13 protein-coding genes and 20 tRNA genes are annotated in these 14431 nt (G+C 33.8%); 2 read left to right on the top strand and 31 right to left on the bottom strand.

Translation table 11 applies throughout. The annotated features are described in order from the left end of the window. Positions 1 to 265: 265 nt before the first annotated feature. The 7 genes from pyrE to pyrB all read right to left on the bottom strand — a co-directional run bounded on the left by pyrE (position 266) and on the right by pyrB (position 6148). Positions 266 to 832, bottom strand: a complete 567-nt coding sequence (gene pyrE / locus G9F71_RS20695) for an orotate phosphoribosyltransferase (protein ID WP_224626535.1) — start codon at positions 830 to 832, stop codon at positions 266 to 268. Positions 833 to 893: 61 nt separating this feature from the next. Further along, entirely contained in the window at positions 894 to 1790 is an 897-nt protein-coding gene (locus G9F71_RS20700; protein WP_164948567.1) for a dihydroorotate dehydrogenase, read from the bottom strand. Next, positions 1783 to 2460: a dihydroorotate dehydrogenase electron transfer subunit gene (locus G9F71_RS20705; protein WP_253199250.1), complete on the bottom strand. Its 678-nt coding sequence runs from the start codon at positions 2458 to 2460 to the stop codon at positions 1783 to 1785. Before G9F71_RS20705 ends, G9F71_RS20700 begins: the two co-directional genes overlap by 8 nt. 100 nt (positions 2461 to 2560) lie before the next feature. Continuing rightward, a complete protein-coding gene (gene pyrF / locus G9F71_RS20710) occupies positions 2561 to 3424 on the bottom strand; it encodes an orotidine-5'-phosphate decarboxylase (protein WP_164948569.1) in 864 nt (287 codons plus the stop codon). 42 nt (positions 3425 to 3466) lie between these two features. After that, positions 3467 to 4663 carry a dihydroorotase gene (locus G9F71_RS20715; protein WP_164948570.1) on the bottom strand — a complete coding sequence of 399 codons (1197 nt, stop codon included), beginning with the start codon at positions 4661 to 4663 and terminating at the stop codon, positions 3467 to 3469. 124 nt (positions 4664 to 4787) lie between these two features. Further along, a complete protein-coding gene (locus G9F71_RS20720; protein ID WP_124999601.1) occupies positions 4788 to 5222 on the bottom strand; it encodes an aspartate carbamoyltransferase regulatory subunit in 435 nt (144 codons plus the stop codon). After that, positions 5222 to 6148, bottom strand: coding sequence for an aspartate carbamoyltransferase (gene pyrB, locus G9F71_RS20725; RefSeq protein ID WP_164948571.1), 927 nt, complete (start codon positions 6146 to 6148; stop codon positions 5222 to 5224). The genes G9F71_RS20720 and pyrB overlap by 1 nt, the downstream gene beginning before the upstream one ends. Positions 6149 to 6524: 376 nt before the next feature. On the opposite strand from pyrB, the gene G9F71_RS20730 reads away from it, so the two are divergent. Then, positions 6525 to 6953 carry a hypothetical protein gene (locus G9F71_RS20730; RefSeq protein WP_164948572.1) on the top strand — a complete coding sequence of 143 codons (429 nt, stop codon included), beginning with the start codon at positions 6525 to 6527 and terminating at the stop codon, positions 6951 to 6953. 49 nt (positions 6954 to 7002) lie between these two features. On the opposite strand, the gene G9F71_RS20735 is transcribed toward G9F71_RS20730, so the two are convergent. From G9F71_RS20735 to G9F71_RS20850, 24 genes are all read right to left on the bottom strand, one after another. Further along, positions 7003 to 8226 carry a hypothetical protein gene (locus G9F71_RS20735; protein WP_164948573.1) on the bottom strand — a complete coding sequence of 408 codons (1224 nt, stop codon included), beginning with the start codon at positions 8224 to 8226 and terminating at the stop codon, positions 7003 to 7005. Between the two features lie 341 nt (positions 8227 to 8567). After that, a tRNA-Arg gene (locus G9F71_RS20740) sits at positions 8568 to 8644 on the bottom strand. A 54-nt stretch (positions 8645 to 8698) separates the two neighbouring features. Next, positions 8699 to 8772, bottom strand: a tRNA-Gly gene (locus G9F71_RS20745). Positions 8773 to 8777: 5 nt separating this feature from the next. Further along, a tRNA-Gly gene (locus tag G9F71_RS20750) sits at positions 8778 to 8852 on the bottom strand. Positions 8853 to 8876: 24 nt separating this feature from the next. Continuing rightward, a tRNA-Leu gene (locus G9F71_RS20755) sits at positions 8877 to 8960 on the bottom strand. Positions 8961 to 8975: 15 nt separating this feature from the next. Further along, positions 8976 to 9051, bottom strand: a tRNA-Lys gene (locus G9F71_RS20760). A 4-nt stretch (positions 9052 to 9055) separates the two neighbouring features. Further along, positions 9056 to 9130 (bottom strand) — tRNA-Gln (locus tag G9F71_RS20765). An 8-nt stretch (positions 9131 to 9138) separates the two neighbouring features. Then, positions 9139 to 9214 (bottom strand) — tRNA-His (locus tag G9F71_RS20770). 4 nt (positions 9215 to 9218) lie between these two features. Then, a tRNA-Arg gene (locus tag G9F71_RS20775) sits at positions 9219 to 9295 on the bottom strand. Positions 9296 to 9324: 29 nt separating this feature from the next. Then, positions 9325 to 9398: transfer RNA gene (locus G9F71_RS20780), tRNA-Gly, on the bottom strand. Positions 9399 to 9412: 14 nt separating this feature from the next. After that, positions 9413 to 9488: transfer RNA gene (locus G9F71_RS20785), tRNA-Pro, on the bottom strand. 15 nt (positions 9489 to 9503) lie between these two features. Then, positions 9504 to 9579: transfer RNA gene (locus tag G9F71_RS20790), tRNA-Lys, on the bottom strand. A 5-nt stretch (positions 9580 to 9584) separates the two neighbouring features. Continuing rightward, positions 9585 to 9661: transfer RNA gene (locus G9F71_RS20795), tRNA-Arg, on the bottom strand. A gap of 30 nt (positions 9662 to 9691) precedes the next feature. Continuing rightward, positions 9692 to 9766, bottom strand: a tRNA-Gly gene (locus tag G9F71_RS20800). A gap of 24 nt (positions 9767 to 9790) precedes the next feature. Then, positions 9791 to 9874 (bottom strand) — tRNA-Leu (locus tag G9F71_RS20805). Positions 9875 to 9889: 15 nt separating this feature from the next. Further along, positions 9890 to 9965, bottom strand: a tRNA-Lys gene (locus tag G9F71_RS20810). 4 nt (positions 9966 to 9969) lie between these two features. Next, positions 9970 to 10044: transfer RNA gene (locus tag G9F71_RS20815), tRNA-Gln, on the bottom strand. 8 nt (positions 10045 to 10052) lie between these two features. Continuing rightward, positions 10053 to 10128, bottom strand: a tRNA-His gene (locus tag G9F71_RS20820). 4 nt (positions 10129 to 10132) lie between these two features. Next, positions 10133 to 10209 (bottom strand) — tRNA-Arg (locus G9F71_RS20825). A 29-nt stretch (positions 10210 to 10238) separates the two neighbouring features. Further along, positions 10239 to 10312: transfer RNA gene (locus tag G9F71_RS20830), tRNA-Gly, on the bottom strand. A gap of 14 nt (positions 10313 to 10326) precedes the next feature. Further along, positions 10327 to 10402: transfer RNA gene (locus G9F71_RS20835), tRNA-Pro, on the bottom strand. 265 nt (positions 10403 to 10667) lie between these two features. After that, positions 10668 to 11138, bottom strand: a complete 471-nt coding sequence (locus G9F71_RS20840; RefSeq protein ID WP_164948574.1) for a metallophosphoesterase — start codon at positions 11136 to 11138, stop codon at positions 10668 to 10670. A 31-nt stretch (positions 11139 to 11169) separates the two neighbouring features. Continuing rightward, positions 11170 to 11766: an XTP/dITP diphosphatase gene (locus G9F71_RS20845; protein WP_164948575.1), complete on the bottom strand. Its 597-nt coding sequence runs from the start codon at positions 11764 to 11766 to the stop codon at positions 11170 to 11172. 35 nt (positions 11767 to 11801) lie between these two features. Then, complete coding sequence (locus G9F71_RS20850) at positions 11802 to 12776, bottom strand: AIR synthase family protein (RefSeq protein WP_164948576.1); 975 nt, start codon at positions 12774 to 12776, stop codon at positions 11802 to 11804. A gap of 93 nt (positions 12777 to 12869) precedes the next feature. On the opposite strand from G9F71_RS20850, the gene G9F71_RS20855 reads away from it, so the two are divergent. Beyond that, positions 12870 to 14249 carry a hypothetical protein gene (locus tag G9F71_RS20855; protein ID WP_164948577.1) on the top strand — a complete coding sequence of 460 codons (1380 nt, stop codon included), beginning with the start codon at positions 12870 to 12872 and terminating at the stop codon, positions 14247 to 14249. The last annotated feature ends 182 nt before the right edge of the window (positions 14250 to 14431 follow it).

Raw genomic sequence — 14431 nt, forward strand, 5'->3', positions numbered from 1 at the left:
TATGAGATAGATAATTTATCCGAAGTGACTTGCAATACGAAACGCAGAAACTATTGAAATTCCATTTACAAATTCTTCATTTGCGAATATAAAATTCTCGTAAGCCTGCCAGGACGGCAGGCTAGCGAACCTGAGCCAGGATGGCGAATGTGAGTGTTAGAGAATTTTATATTCGCAAATGATTAGAATTTGTTAATGGAATTTCTAGTTTTAAGTTCGTTTGCAAGGCACGCAGGAGAAATTTCCTATCTTTTTTATCATGTATTTATTTTATATTTCTACTACCTGGTTTTATATAAGCTGTTCCTTCTTTGCAAAGTGGACATACTGATGCATCATAACTTTCAATATCTAGCTTTATAGCGCTATAGATAGGATAAGGAGTAGTGCTACTTCCTCTATCTACAATACAACATATTCCAACTACCTTTGCACCAAGTTCCTTTAAAACTTCTATTGTTTCTAGTGAAGATTTACCAGTAGTTACTACATCCTCTGTAATTAAAACCTTCTGACCCTTCTTAATTTCAAATCCCCGTCGCAGTTCGAAGGTGCCGTTAACTCTTTCCGTAAATATAGCAGGCTTTCCAGTTTGTCTACCTACTTCATAAGCCACTATTATCCCACCCATAGCCGGTCCTACTACCACATCAAACTCTATATCTTTAATTTTTTCTACTGCTACACTTAACACTTTCTCAGCCTTATCTGGATATTGAAGCAATTTTGCACATTGGCAATATCTATTACTGTGTCTTCCTGATGATAACAGAAAGTGACCCTCGAGTAATGCTCCTGATTCTTTTAATATATCTAAAACATTAATATTCATAACATAGCCTCCCATTTTTTACTAGATCACTGTGAAAATTCACTTTTAACTTCTAATTGTATTAAATAATTCCTCTAATCTCACTTAAATCTTTAATACCTTCGCGTATCATATAATTTTCTATTCCATCTATTATATCATTGCAAATATCCGGTTTTATGAAATTCGCAGTTCCAACTTGAATTGCTTGTGCACCTACCATTATAAATTCTATAGCATCTTCAAAACAGCATATACCGCCCATACCAACAACCGGTATGTTTACAGCCTTGCATACTTCATGAACCATTCGGAGTGCCATAGGCTTTATAGCAGGTCCTGATAACCCTGCATATATATTATTAAAAGTTGCTTTTCTTTTATGTATATCCACTGCCATGCCCTTAAAAGTATTTACCAGGGACAATGCATCTGCTCCAGCTGCGCAGCAACGGTAAGCCATATCTACTATATTCTCTGCATTTGGTGAAAGTTTTACCATAAGGGGTTTCTTGCAAATACTTTTCACTTCCCTAACCATTTCATAGGCTACCTTTGAATTAATTCCAAAAGCCATACCTCCACATTTTACATTAGGGCAGGATATATTTAATTCAACTATATCTATGGCCTCATTATTTAATCTCTCTATGGCAGCTATATATTCTTCTATATTGCCACCTCCAACATTTGCAATTATAGCTGTATTATATTCCTGCATCTTTGGAAGCTCTAATTTTATAAATTTTTCAATACCTGGATTTTGAAGCCCTACACTATTTAACATTCCACCTCTTGTTTCAAAAACACGTATACCATCATTACCTTGTTTTTCATTAATTGTAAGTCCTTTAGATGCTATGCCACCCAATTTTCCGGTATCAAAATATTGATTATATTCGGCTCCGAATCCAAAAGTACCAGATGCCGCTATTACAGGGTTTTTTAAGTTCACACCACATAATTCCACATTAGTCATTAAAAATCAAATCCTTTCCAAGAAAAACTGGACCATCTTTGCAGGTTCTTTTGTTTCCACCCTTGGTTTTACAAGTACATACAAGACATGCACCTATCCCGCAGGCCATATGAGTTTCCATCGACACATAAACAGTTACATTAGCATCATTGCATAAACTTATAACCTTTTTCATCATAATTTCTGGTCCACAACATATAACTGTTTCATATTTTTGTGGATTTATTATATCTGTTATATATCCCTTATGCCCTTTTAAACCACTTTCTGTGGATAAGTAAACTTTATTTACATATTTTTCCACAGAATCCACAGAATAATCCACAGTTCTAAATCCAGAATACAAATCTATTTCACAGTTTGTAAGGCTTTTTATAAGATAAATAAGTGGCGCTATGCCAATTCCTCCAGATACTACAGCAATTTTCCCTTTTATTTTCTCTACATCAAATCCATTTCCTAAAGGTCCCATTATCTGAACTTCCTCATTTTCCTTTAATTTACTAAGAAGTTTTGTACCTTTACCTACTATTCCATATAAAAAGCTTATTTTCTCTTCGTCTACATCATAAACACTTATAGGTCTTGGTAATAAAGGTTCAAGGTCCCCTACCTTTAACATAAAAAATTGACCCGGTTTTACGTTAAATTTGCCCTTTATAGAAAGCATATACACGCCTTCACTTATTTCAACATTTTCATATATTTTCTCTACGCAGCATATCAAATAAACTCCTCCAGTATGTTAATAAAAATTATAGATTACTTTACTACTTTGCCGCTTTTCTTATTTCATCTCGCATTTTTATTCCTTCTTCTCTAGCAAATTGTTCAAAATGGCTTCCTCCATTTTCTACTTTCTTATATGCAAGTAAAATACTTCTAGAGGCATTCACCACTCCGCCATTTCCATTTTTCAAATATATGGCCACATCCTCAGCCCCGCCACCTTGTGCTCCATAACCCGGTATTAAAAAAAACATTTTTTCCAGGTCTTTCCTCATCTTTAATCCCTCATCTATATGAGTGCAACCTACAACTCCACCTAGCGAGCTATATCCACATTCGCCCATAAATCCACTTCCAATTTTCAATAGTTTTTCCCCTACAACATCATAAACCCTTTTATTTTCTTTGTTTTCTATATACTCTATATCCTCTGCCCCACTATTTGAGGTTCTTACTAATGAAAACAATCCTTTTTCCTTGTTTTTTAAATAAGGAAGATAAGGTTCTATGCTATCCATGCCCATATATGGATTTACAGTTATAAAATCACTTTCAAAATCTCCTTCAAAATGAGCTTTAGCATACATTTCCGCAGTTTTTGCAATATCTCCTCTTTTGATATCTGCAATAACAATGCCGCCTTTATTTTTTATATAATTTAAAGTATCTTTATATACTTTTAAACCTTTGAGTCCAAGAGCTTCATAATATGCTATTTGTACCTTATAACAAGCCGCTACATCAAATGTGGCATCAATTATTTGCTGATTAAATCTATACAAGGCATAATCCTCATATACAAACTTATTTTTAAATTCTGTTGGTAAGTATTCCAATGCTGTATCAAGTCCTATGCATACGTGACCTTTCTTTTCTACACTTTCAAATAATTTATCTATAATCATCAGTTACCCCACCTTTGCTATTTTATTTATAAATCAACTGCTTTATTTAAAGGTTTTAGCTTTATAAACTATTTTTCCTGCCTTAATGGTGCACATTACAGTTCCCATTACACTCTTTCCATCAAAGGGAGAATTCACTCCTTTTGATAAAAACTCCCTGGCATCAATATTATACTTGGTTTTAGTATCTAAGAGCAGCAAGTCTCCATCAAATCCTATTTTAATTTCGCCCTTATTTAGTCCCATAATTTTAGCTGGGTTTTTCGACATAAGTTCTAAAAGTTTATTTAGAGTAATATGTCCTTCACCTATAAGTTTAGTGAAACATACAGGGAAAGAAGTCTCTAGGCCCGATATGCCCGGGGCCCCTTTTGTTTTATCTTCCATACTATGTGGTGCGTGGTCAGTGGCTATAACATCCACAAAACCATCTTTTATAGCTTCGATTAGGAAAGTCACATCTTCTGTTTCTCTTAGCGGAGGGTTTACTCTATACTGAGTTTCCGAAGTTAATGCTAAATGATGTGGTGTAACTTCGCAGGTTATCCTTGCACCCTGCTGCTTAGCCACTATAATATCATTCATAGCCTCTTTTGTACTAACATGAGCTAAGTGAAGTTTACACCCTGTGAATTTTGAAAGTGTTATATCTCTTATTGTCATGAGATTTTCAGCAAGTCTAGTATCAATGTCTACCAATTCTTCATTTTCAGCATGGGATATTATTGTTAAATTCTTTTCATTGGCCATCACCATTGCATTTAGCATTACAAGGCTACTAGAAACTCCTCTGCCATCATCTGATATAAATTTCACTTCATTAGTTAGCTTCTCTAGGTGATCTATAGATTGCCCCAATAAATCCTCTGTAATAGATGCACATTGATGAATATCTACAAGATTTATCTCTCTAGCTTTTTTTAATACCATATTTATAGTGTCCATAGAGCTACATACTGGCTTTGTATTTGCCATAAGGTTTATAGCAGTATATCCACCACGCAGCGCCGCTTTACTTCCAGATAATAAATCCTCTTTATAGGTGTATCCAGGTTCTCTAAAATGACTGTGAAGATCTACAAAAGAAGGAGCTAAAATATATCCCTCTCCATCTAGAACCTCACAGTCTTTTTTTAGTTTTTTTCCTATTTCACATATTATTCCACCATTTATATATACATCGGAAGTAAAATCCTGTGATGAATCAACTATTCTTGCATTTTTAATTAGTAATTCCATAATTACGTCTCCCTTCATACTACATTGTGACACAGGTTAATATACTTTTATTAACCTGTTGTTAATTCCAATGTACCTAAGATTTATATGTAGGATCTAAATCACAATTTAAATCCTGCATGCTTTATAATCTACTTGTAGGGTTATTAATCTCATCACAATATATACATCTGTACTCGCCTTTTTGTCTATCTGCTAAATAGAAGCTATGCAAAACTTCTTGCTCTACAGATGTTATACATCTCGGATTATCACATTTTATAACATGCTCAATTTTATCTGGCAATCTAAGTTTAACTTTATTTTCAATTTCTTCTCCAGATATTATATTTATTGTTATGTTAGGATCTATAAATCCTAGCACTGTAAAATCTATATCAATTTCGTTTTCTATCTTAATTATATCTTTGTGGCCAAGCTTCCCACTAGGTGCATTCATAATAAGGGCTACTGTAAAATCAGCATTATCAAGGCCTAAATATTTAAATATTTTTATTCCAACACCAGCTTTAATATGATCTATTACTATTCCTCTTTTTATACTATTTATTGTTACCATTATTTGTCCACCCCCAAAAGCTTAGCAATAAGTGCCATTCTTGCGTACATACCATATTTTGCTTGCCTAAAGTAACATGCCCTTGGATCAGTATCAATTTCTACAGCTATTTCATTAACTCTAGGAAGTGGGTGAAGAATTATCATATCTTCCTTGGCGATTTTCATTTTGTCTTTATCTAATATATAACTATCTTTAAGCCTTATATAATCATCCTCATTAAAGAACCTTTCTTTTTGGACTCTAGTCATATACAAAATATCTAAATCAGAAATAACATCTTCTAATTTTCGAGCTTCCAGAAATTCTATATTATTTTTTCCCAATACTTCTGTTTTAATGTACGTAGGAATTGTTAACTCATTTGGTGAAATTAGTACAAATTTGATGTTTTCATATCTTGACATGGCTTTTATTAATGAATGAACAGTTCTACCAAACTTTAAATCCCCACAAATTCCTATAGTTAAGTTTGATAATGTTCCTTTGATATTTCTTATGGTTAAAAGATCTGTTAGTGTTTGAGTTGGATGTTGATGTCCGCCATCACCTGCATTTATTACTGGCATTTTTGAATTCATGGATGCAACCTTCGGAGCTCCTTCTTTTGGATGCCTCATTGCTGCGATATCTGCATAACATTCTACTGTTCTTATAGTATCTGCTACACTTTCTCCTTTTGCTGCTGAACTTGATTGAGCCTCAGAAAAACCTAATACTTGACCTCCGAGTCTTAACATTGCCGCTTCAAAGCTTAATCTTGTTCTTGTACTTGGTTCATAAAACAATGTTGCCAAAATTTTTCCATCACAAATATGCGAAAATTTTTCAGGGCTTTTGATTATTTCATCTGCATAATCAAAAATCTCCTCAAGCTCTAGCAGTGTAAAATCCATTGGGTCAATTAAGTGTCTTCCTTTTAACATATACATCTCTCCTTCTCAGCCTCTCCGGACTAAATTTAAAGGTACTACAATACTTTTAATATTGCGTTCATTTATTTAATAATTACTAAATAAAAAAACACCATCTCTATTATGAGAAGGCGTAGCAATAACAATATAAAACATTTGCTTCCTTCTCAGCCTCTCGGACTAAATTAAAGGTTATTTATTTATTCTTTAATTTATAGTACTATATCTTTTCATTCCTGTCAACCTAAATACGCAAACCCCTCTCTTGTTTCATTTACTTATTTGTTAGTTTATGAGATAATGATTCCATTATTAATTGCAGCGACCCAGGAGATGGTTTAACAATTAAATAAAAAATATATTATTAAAATTTCGAGGGGGCATAAACATGGGACAAAACGCTAAATTATTCCAACAATTTATAAATGAAAATACTATACCTATGGTTACTAATAACAATATTGAAGGGTTTACGACTTTTGTTATTCCTGAAGAACAAGCAATTAAAAGTGCTAAAGTTAAGGTTGTAGTGGCTATAACTGATGACGATGCCTACGCTGATATGTATATATATGATATCGCTAATGTTATTAATGATGATACTGTAAAAGCAAAATTATATAAACTCTTAAACGACCTTAATAGTTCTTATAAATTCATATCTTTTTATGAGATAGACAATATAATAAATGCTAAATGCTGCATACCTTTTAGTAACAATTTTGATGCACAATTAGTTTTTAATATCCTTTCAGTTCTATCTAGTGCTGTAGAAGATGAATATGATAATATCATGAAAACCTTATGGGATAAATAGTTTGAAATAAAAAAAGCGTCATAAACAATAATAGTTTATGACGCTTTTTTTATTTCATAGGTAGTTCTGTGGAAACCATCTTCATTATATCAGTATAGTTAAATGAATTGGTTGAATTTACTTTTGGTAATACAATATCAACTTTTTCATTGATATTAGTCATATCAGTATTAAAGTCCATAGATATAGTATATATACCAGTAGGATCGCTTATGCTGCTAGCTTTTGAAGAATTTCCAGCTAATTTAATTATGCTAGGTAAATCAACAACAAATTCAGCATTTCCCTTTTCATTTATAATATAACCATCTTCATTAACAGTATATCTAATTTTTATTCCATTATCCCCAAGAATTTTTAGTTTATCAATAGAATCTAGTGATTTATCTAAACTTTCAAGTCCTTGTGGCCATTGAGTTGTTAAGTTATCAAATGCTTTGTTTACTTCATCCTTACTCGTTTTGTCTGTTGTATTAGTTATATCACAAACTGACATTATAGCTGTCATATAATCCTTAACAAAGTTCATAGCATCCGTATTTTTAGCAAGATTATTCAATGTATAATGCATTAGCTCCTTAAATGACTTATCAGTTAATTTCACTTCATAAGTTTCTGTAGATTTCTTTTTATTATCTTGTAAAAAGATTTTACTTCCTACATGTTTAACATAATCTGTAGTTGGATTAAATTGTTTTGCATATTTAACCATAAAATCAACAAATTTAGGTTGAAATTCTTTACTAAAAGACATAAGTTTTTTATAATCAGTTTGAGGCATACCTTCTGAACTTGGCATATCAGCTAAATTCATCACCATATATTCTTTACCCTGTAACTCCTTTGGAAATTGAGAAGCCATCAATTGAGGAATTTTAATTACCTCATTAACTACAGGTTTATCTCCAGCTGCATCCACATCAGCCCAAACACTCATATTTATAGGAGCAGGCGTTTTACCTAATTGTAAATTAATATCACTTTGCATTTTAGAAACTGTTTTTTCTTTATTCTGATTAATTTTAGTTAGCATAGAAATATTCATTCCATTTATCATAGGCAACGTTGCATTCATCATTTCCTGTTCCTGTGCTGACATATTAGAACCTGAAACTTTTACAGAAATATCAGTTTTACTCTGCATAGAAGTTATTGTTTGAGATTTTCCAAAGGCATTCATAAGTTCTAATCCACTACTTGAGCATCCAGTGACTAATGAAGCTGTCATAACCAAACCCAAACTTAATGCTACTAATTTTTTAATTTTTATCATTTTTGTTTCCCCCTATTGATATTATATTTTAACATTCTAAATTTGTACTAATCCATTATTACTAATATATTTCTTTACCCCCTATATTTATTCCATAAACTTATACGTTTAATTATATTACATATATTAAATTTGTAAATACATTGTTTCCAAACTATACAAATACTTGACTCAAATGTCATTTTTCATGTTTAACACTTATTCTACCATTATATAGAAAAGAAGTAAAGGTGATTTTTACAAAATAAACTTAAAATATGAAATTAGACTAAAATATATCTACAATGTCAAAAAATATAGCAAGATCTACATTTCTGCAAACCTTGCTATTTAATCACTTTTGGTGCGCCCAGCGGGAGTCGAACCCACGACCTTCAGATTCGAAGTCTGCAACTCTATCCAACTGAGCTATGGGCGCAAAATAAAATTAATTTTTAAAAAAGTCTTTAGTATAAATACTAAAGACTTAAATTGGAGCGGGTAGAGGGAATCGAACCCTCGTAATTAGCTTGGAAGGCTAACACTCTACCATTGAGTTATACCCGCGTATTTGGAGCGGGAGACGAGATTCGAACTCGCGACGTTCACCTTGGCAAGGTGACGCTCTACCACTGAGCCACCCCCGCATGTTGTTTGTTTATAAATAGTAATGGTGCAGGTGAAGGGACTTGAACCCCCACGCCGTAAAGCGCTAGATCCTAAGTCTAGTGCGTCTGCCATTCCGCCACACCTGCGAATAATTACTATTTTGGTGGCTTACCGGGGAATCGAACCCCGGACACCATGATTAAAAGTCATGTGCTCTACCAACTGAGCTAGTAAACCATATTGGCTGGGAGGGCAGGATTTGAACCTACGAATGCCACAGTCAAAGTGTGGTGCCTTACCGCTTGGCGACATCCCAACAATAAATGGGGTGAAAGATGGGACTCGAACCCACGACAACCAGAATCACAATCTGGCGCTCTACCAACTGAACTACTCCCACCATATGGTGTGTCTTAAGGGATTTGAACCCCCGGCCCACGCCTTAGAAGGGCGTTGCTCTATCCAACTGAGCTAAAGACACTTGTATATTTATTATATGCCTAAGCATATTGGAGCGGGTAGAGGGAATCGAACCCTCGTAATTAGCTTGGAAGGCTAACACTCTACCATTGAGTTATACCCGCATATTATTTTTTAATGGTCGGGGTGACAGGGATTGAACCTGCGACCTCATGGTCCCAAACCACGCGCGCTCCCAGCTGCGCTACACCCCGGCATTATTTGAAAAATGGTGCGACACCAGGGAATCGAACCCTGGACACCCTGATTAAGAGTCAGGTGCTCTACCAACTGAGCTAGTGACGCATATTTGGTGTGTCTTAAGGGATTCGAACCCCCGGCCCACGCCTTAGAAGGGCGTTGCTCTATCCAACTGAGCTAAAAACACACATATAATTTTCATATGCCTAAGCATATATGGAGCGGGAGACGAGATTCGAACTCGCGACGTTCACCTTGGCAAGGTGACGCTCTACCACTGAGCCACCCCCGCATGTTGTTTGTTTATAAATAGTAATGGTGCAGGTGAAGGGACTTGAACCCCCACGCCGTAAAGCGCTAGATCCTAAGTCTAGTGCGTCTGCCATTCCGCCACACCTGCGAATAATTACTATTTTGGTGGCTTACCGGGGAATCGAACCCCGGACACCATGATTAAAAGTCATGTGCTCTACCAACTGAGCTAGTAAACCATATTGGCTGGGAGGGCAGGATTTGAACCTACGAATGCCACAGTCAAAGTGTGGTGCCTTACCGCTTGGCGACATCCCAACAATAAATGGGGTGAAAGATGGGACTCGAACCCACGACAACCAGAATCACAATCTGGCGCTCTACCAACTGAACTACTCCCACCATATGGTGTGTCTTAAGGGATTTGAACCCCCGGCCCACGCCTTAGAAGGGCGTTGCTCTATCCAACTGAGCTAAAGACACTTGTATATTTATTATATGCCTAAGCATATTGGAGCGGGTAGAGGGAATCGAACCCTCGTAATTAGCTTGGAAGGCTAACACTCTACCATTGAGTTATACCCGCATATTATTTTTTAATGGTCGGGGTGACAGGGATTGAACCTGCGACCTCATGGTCCCAAACCACGCGCGCTCCCAGCTGCGCTACACCCCGATATAGATTAAGTCTTTATAAAACTATTAAATACGCTAAATTTACTCTAACCCCATAAACTTTTGTTTTTAATGTTTTTTTGTGACGACATGGATTATTGTACACCACATATACTAATACGTCAATACTTTTTCAAACTTTTTCTCTTAAATATTTAAATAAGTTTTACCAAAGCATCTTTTTTTTGTTTTAACACATGATTAAAGGCTATTAAAAAAACTGTAGTTTTGAATGTACAGTTTTAAAAAACTATTTGCAAAAAAAACTAAATTCTTATTAAATTAGGTCCTATGGATTCCCCCTGGATATCTATAATAGCAAAGCTCGGGGCTGCATCTCTCGGCTCCGATGCACTGCCAGGATTTATATACCATATCCCTTCTTCAAAATCTATTTTTCCAATATGAGTGTGACCATATAGAACTATATTAGCTCCTGTTTCTAGAGCCTTATATCTTAATTTTAACAATCCTTCTTTTACATTATACCTATGACCATGAGTTAAGAAAATCCTTTTTCCACAAATATCTTCTACCCTATCATAGGGCGTATTTTTCGAAAAATCACAATTGCCTTTCACATTAATTATTCTTCCCTTAAAATACTTCTCTATGATTAATATATCATCTACATTATCACCTAAGTGTATAATCACATCTAATGCCTTTATTTTGCCTGCTAGCTGCTCTATGCAGCTAGCATTCCTATGTGTATCACTTATAACACCTATACGCATTTGAAATCACCCTCTTCATTAATATTCGGCTCTATATTAATTTTTCAAGCTCACTTTTTAATTTATCTAATGCCCTTCCCCTATGACTAATAGAATTTTTTTGCTTAGTGCTTATCTGTGCAAAAGTTTTATTAAATTCTTTCACAAAAAATAGTGGATCGTATCCAAAGCCTTCTTCCTCCCTAAATTCAGCTGTAATCATTCCTTCTACTTCCCCTTGCACTTTTACTATTTTATCTTCATTAACTATAAGTACCATTGCACAAATGAACTTAGCTTTTCGCTGTGACTCTTTAGCACCATCTAAAAGATATAATAATTTTTCATTATTTGCTTTAGTATCTCCATGAACACCTGCAAACCTAGCTGAAAAAACGCCTGGCTCACCATTTAATGATTCCACTGATAAGCCTGAGTCATCTGCAAGTACCATATTCCCATCAGCTATTTTGAAAATTTCACTGGCCTTTATCTCTGCATTGTCCATAAAGGTACTTCCCGTTTCCTCTACATCAATATTAATTTTAGCTTCTTTCAAAGATAATACTTCAAAAGGAAATTGTGATAACATTTCCTTTATTTCTATAATTTTATGCTCATTATTACTAGCAACTATTAATTTTTTCATTTTTTTCCTCCTTCTAGTTCTCTAATTGTAAATAACTATATACTAAATAACTCATCTCTAGTAGGTGGCAAAACATCTTTTTGGATCTCATCCGTTACTAATATACCTCTAGATTCAGTTATATTTCCTATCACTGTAGCTTGTATTCCTTTACTAATTAATTGCTCTACTAGTTTTTTCCCACAAGTAGCAGTTATTAACATGCTTCCTGAGGATATAAACTTCAAAGGATCAATATTAAGTCTTTCACAAATTTTAATTGTAATATCACTAATTGGCATTTTATTATTATACACCTTAAAGCCTAAATTACTAGCCTCTGCAACCTCCCACAAGGCTCCAAGCACTCCACCTTCCGTTATATCATGCATTGAATTAACACCAAGCTCTCCAGCTATACGGCCCTCATTAACCACACTAATACTATTCACATAGTCTTTTGCTTGTTCTATTTCCTTATGAGTTAAAAGATCTCTTACCCTGTCCAGGTAATCATTTACTATAATTGAAGTCCCTTCCATGCATAATAGTTTGGTAACAACAATTTCATCTCCAAGCTTTGCTCCTGAAGTTGCAACTGCGCCACATGCTTTTCCTTTACCTATTGCTGTACAAGAAACTACTATTCTATTCACAGCGGCCGTAACCTCAGTGTGCCCGCCTAATATTTCCACGTTCAGTTTTTTTGTTTCTTCATCAATTTCTCGCATAATATTTTTTATATCTTGAAGGGTGGATGTAGGTGGCACAAGAATCGTAACTAAAATGCCTACAGGTTCAACTCCACAAGAAGCTATATCGTTGCAGTTTATATTAACTGCCAATTTACCTATATTTTTATCTGCTCCCGTTATTGGGTCAGTGGATACTACGCACTCATATTCACCAAAATTTATGACACTGCAATCTTCTCCTATTCCGCTTCTAATTCTTACGTCATCACGGACAACACTTTTATTATCGTCGATTATTTGTTTTAAATCATCCCAATTTAATTTTCCAATTTTCATATAAATTCTTCCTTTCTAATTTTATAAAACTAGCACATTTTAACAATTGTAATCATATTATCTATATAAGGACTAATTTATGGTGGTGATATTTTGAAATTTCTAGGACCTTTTTTAAGAATCAATACATTAAACGAAAATAACATAAAAAATCAATTCTTTTACTTATCAAAAGAATCATTAAAAGATATAGTTTTCGACTCTAAATGTGGGATATATATTCCCGCACGGGATTTAAAATCTAAATCTTTTTCTAAGATTGATATTAACACAATTAATTTAAATTCTCCACTTTTATGTATTTATAAAAAAGCAGATGCTAAATTAAAGTTGCAAGACGGCACGTTACTTTGGAATGAAAACAAGGTAAAAAAAGAAATAACCATTAATAGCAATGCCTTCATGACTTTATCACTTTTAGAGCTTGTGGACTATTATAGTAACTTTAAGAACATTGATAATTCCAAATATGCTTTAAGCCCTTTGTACCTTAAGCTATGCAAAGAACAATTAGAATTTTATGCTTCTTATTTTCGAAATAAAGATGGGCTCTTTGTTGATAAAGTGGATTTAACTGATCCAATGAACCAAGAATTTAATTTTGAAAATAAAAACAATAAATTTAAATTTTCTGATCAAGCTTTCATGATGGCTGCTTACTACAAATATTCTTCTTATGATAAAGATAACCTTGAACACGAGTATGAAAAATTTGCTCTGGATATCCTAAATATGTTTATTCAATATAAAGAAGAAATTTATAATGTTTCTTTTGAGGAGCTCAACAAAATATGTCTCGCCTTAAACGTTTTCTACAAATACTCTGGTCTAGAAAAATGCGAAAATTTATTGCTAGATCTTTCAGACTTACTTATAGAGCAATATAATACTAAGCCCTCTATAATTATTAATGCCAAATTGGATTATTCCTGTATGCTTTTTATAAACTGCACACTTTTATATAATAATACTTCATTGCACAAATTTAAAGCCACTAGCGATGATTTATATGAAAAGCTCACAAAATTATATGAAAGTAATAAAGGTATTTTACTAAAGGAAAGTAATGATAAAGAAATAAATTACACTTGTGATGAACTCTTACTATATATGTATAGCTTAATGATTTATTCTGATTTTAATAATGTGGAAGAAAATTCTTATATGCTTCAAGATATTTTTAAACATCAAATAATAGACTCTGGCCTAGTTTTAAGTTGGCCTGATTCTCCTTCTTTAGATAGTACTGAGCACTACAGAAATTTTTCACTAAAATCAGAAGACTTACTCCAAGAAGAAAATTTTAGAATGTCTACTATAGCAACCCCTGAAAGTAATGAACTAGCTTCTGTCTTCATTAAAAACGTGGTATATAATAAACGAAAAGATACCTTCAAGCAAAGTAAATCATCTTTTGATAGCAGTAAAAATATGTTTCTATTCTTCTTAACAATATTTTTCCGAAATCAATAACATTATTTTCATAAGCCTTCATAGGAGCCGTAACAATAATAATTGTTACGGCTCCTAATGAATGCCCCAAAGTCAGTTTTAAATAGTAGATGAATAGCTACATTTTCCTTATATTATGCTAACAAAAGTATATATTGCGTAGAATGCATTTGAATTACTTAGGGTCATAAAAGCATTCTAGC

Origin of the sequence: Clostridium sp. FP2 (assembly GCF_011065955.2) — a bacterium.
In the GTDB taxonomy this organism is placed as follows: domain Bacteria; phylum Bacillota; class Clostridia; order Clostridiales; family Clostridiaceae; genus Clostridium_AD; species Clostridium_AD tagluense.

Coding starts and splice junctions, on each gene's coding strand:
- pyrE (WP_224626535.1), bottom strand. CDS start 832: ATGAATATTAATGTTTTAGATATATTAAAAGAATCAGGAGCATTACTC.
- G9F71_RS20700 (WP_164948567.1), bottom strand. CDS start 1,790: ATGACTAATGTGGAATTATGTGGTGTGAACTTAAAAAACCCTGTAATA.
- G9F71_RS20705 (WP_253199250.1), bottom strand. CDS start 2,460: ATGCTTTCTATAAAGGGCAAATTTAACGTAAAACCGGGTCAATTTTTT.
- pyrF (WP_164948569.1), bottom strand. CDS start 3,424: ATGATTATAGATAAATTATTTGAAAGTGTAGAAAAGAAAGGTCACGTA.
- G9F71_RS20715 (WP_164948570.1), bottom strand. CDS start 4,663: ATGGAATTACTAATTAAAAATGCAAGAATAGTTGATTCATCACAGGAT.
- G9F71_RS20720 (WP_124999601.1), bottom strand. CDS start 5,222: ATGGTAACAATAAATAGTATAAAAAGAGGAATAGTAATAGATCATATT.
- pyrB (WP_164948571.1), bottom strand. CDS start 6,148: ATGTTAAAAGGAAGACACTTAATTGACCCAATGGATTTTACACTGCTA.
- G9F71_RS20730 (WP_164948572.1), top strand. CDS start 6,525: ATGGGACAAAACGCTAAATTATTCCAACAATTTATAAATGAAAATACT.
- G9F71_RS20735 (WP_164948573.1), bottom strand. CDS start 8,226: ATGATAAAAATTAAAAAATTAGTAGCATTAAGTTTGGGTTTGGTTATG.
- G9F71_RS20840 (WP_164948574.1), bottom strand. CDS start 11,138: ATGCGTATAGGTGTTATAAGTGATACACATAGGAATGCTAGCTGCATA.
- G9F71_RS20845 (WP_164948575.1), bottom strand. CDS start 11,766: ATGAAAAAATTAATAGTTGCTAGTAATAATGAGCATAAAATTATAGAA.
- G9F71_RS20850 (WP_164948576.1), bottom strand. CDS start 12,776: ATGAAAATTGGAAAATTAAATTGGGATGATTTAAAACAAATAATCGAC.